A 1,019-nucleotide genomic window follows, 5' to 3' on the forward strand; every position below is an offset into this window, starting at 1 on the left:
AAAACAGGACGTTGATAGGTCAGGTGTGCACGTACAGTAATGTACTGAGCTAACTGATACTAATTGCCCGTAAGGCTTGATCCTATAACAGGTGTGTTTTATGCACACGGTTGAGATCAGTGTTGTGCCTGAAACAACACAACCCCAGACAACGAATCCTTTACGCTTCTTCCAGATTGGCTGTGGCGCACACCCTGCGACGCAGCAACCAGTCATGCCTGATGACCATAGCGAGTCGGTCCCACCCCTTCCCATCCCGAACAGGACCGTGAAACGACTCCACGCCGATGATAGTGCGGATTGCCCGTGTGAAAGTAGGTAATCGTCAGGCTCCTCACCCCGTCAGAAACCCCACCCCCCAAGGGTGGGGTTTTTGCGTTTACGACGACTGGCTGCTGGTCACTATATAAGTGAGAACGTTGGGTTTGGAACGGTCAAGCAGGTCTTGACAAAAGGATGTTGTTCCCCCATAATTGTCAGTTCTCTTCGGAGGGGTGCCCGAGTGGCTAAAGGGGGCAGACTGTAAATCTGTTGGCTTACGCCTACGTTGGTTCGAATCCAACCTCCTCCACCAGAATGCAAGTTGCAGTAGTTGTTGGGAATCCATGATCCTTGCGGGTGTAGCTCAATGGTAGAGCAGAAGCCTTCCAAGCTTACGACGAGGGTTCGATTCCCTTCACCCGCTCCAGCAACACAGAAGTAGCGCCCATGTGGCTCAGTGGTAGAGCACTCCCTTGGTAAGGGAGAGGTCGGCAGTTCGATCCTGCCCATGGGCACCAGAAGTACTCGGTGATTGTTTGCGCCCGGCGCAACGTACGGAAAATCCTCTTAGGAGTCGAAAATGGCCAAGGGTAAGTTTGAGCGGACCAAGCCGCACGTGAACGTGGGCACGATCGGTCACGTTGACCACGGCAAGACCACGCTGACGGCAGCGATCACGACGGTTCTGACGCAGAAGTTTGGCGGTGAAGCGAAGGCGTACGACCAGATCGACGCGGCGCCGGAAGAAAAGGCGCGCG

The 1,019-nt window shown here is 54.5% G+C and carries 1 protein-coding gene, 3 tRNA genes and 2 rRNA genes; all 6 read left to right on the plus strand.

All coding sequences use genetic code 11. The features are described 5' to 3' along the window. A 23S ribosomal RNA gene (locus tag CI15_RS16885) occupies positions 1 to 84 on the plus strand; the annotation flags it as partial. 133 nt (positions 85 to 217) lie between these two features. Beyond that, a 5S ribosomal RNA gene (gene rrf / locus CI15_RS16890) occupies positions 218 to 331 on the plus strand. A 157-nt stretch (positions 332 to 488) separates the two neighbouring features. Further along, positions 489 to 574, plus strand: a tRNA-Tyr gene (locus tag CI15_RS16895). 40 nt (positions 575 to 614) lie between these two features. After that, positions 615 to 688 (plus strand) — tRNA-Gly (locus CI15_RS16900). Positions 689 to 704: 16 nt separating this feature from the next. Continuing rightward, a tRNA-Thr gene (locus CI15_RS16905) sits at positions 705 to 779 on the plus strand. Positions 780 to 841: 62 nt separating this feature from the next. After that, a partial coding sequence (locus CI15_RS35380) for a GTP-binding protein (RefSeq protein WP_241495855.1) occupies positions 842 to 1,019 on the plus strand: 178 nt, incomplete at its 3' end.

The organism is Paraburkholderia monticola (assembly GCF_001580545.1).
In the GTDB taxonomy this organism is placed as follows: Bacteria; Pseudomonadota; Gammaproteobacteria; order Burkholderiales; family Burkholderiaceae; genus Paraburkholderia; species Paraburkholderia monticola.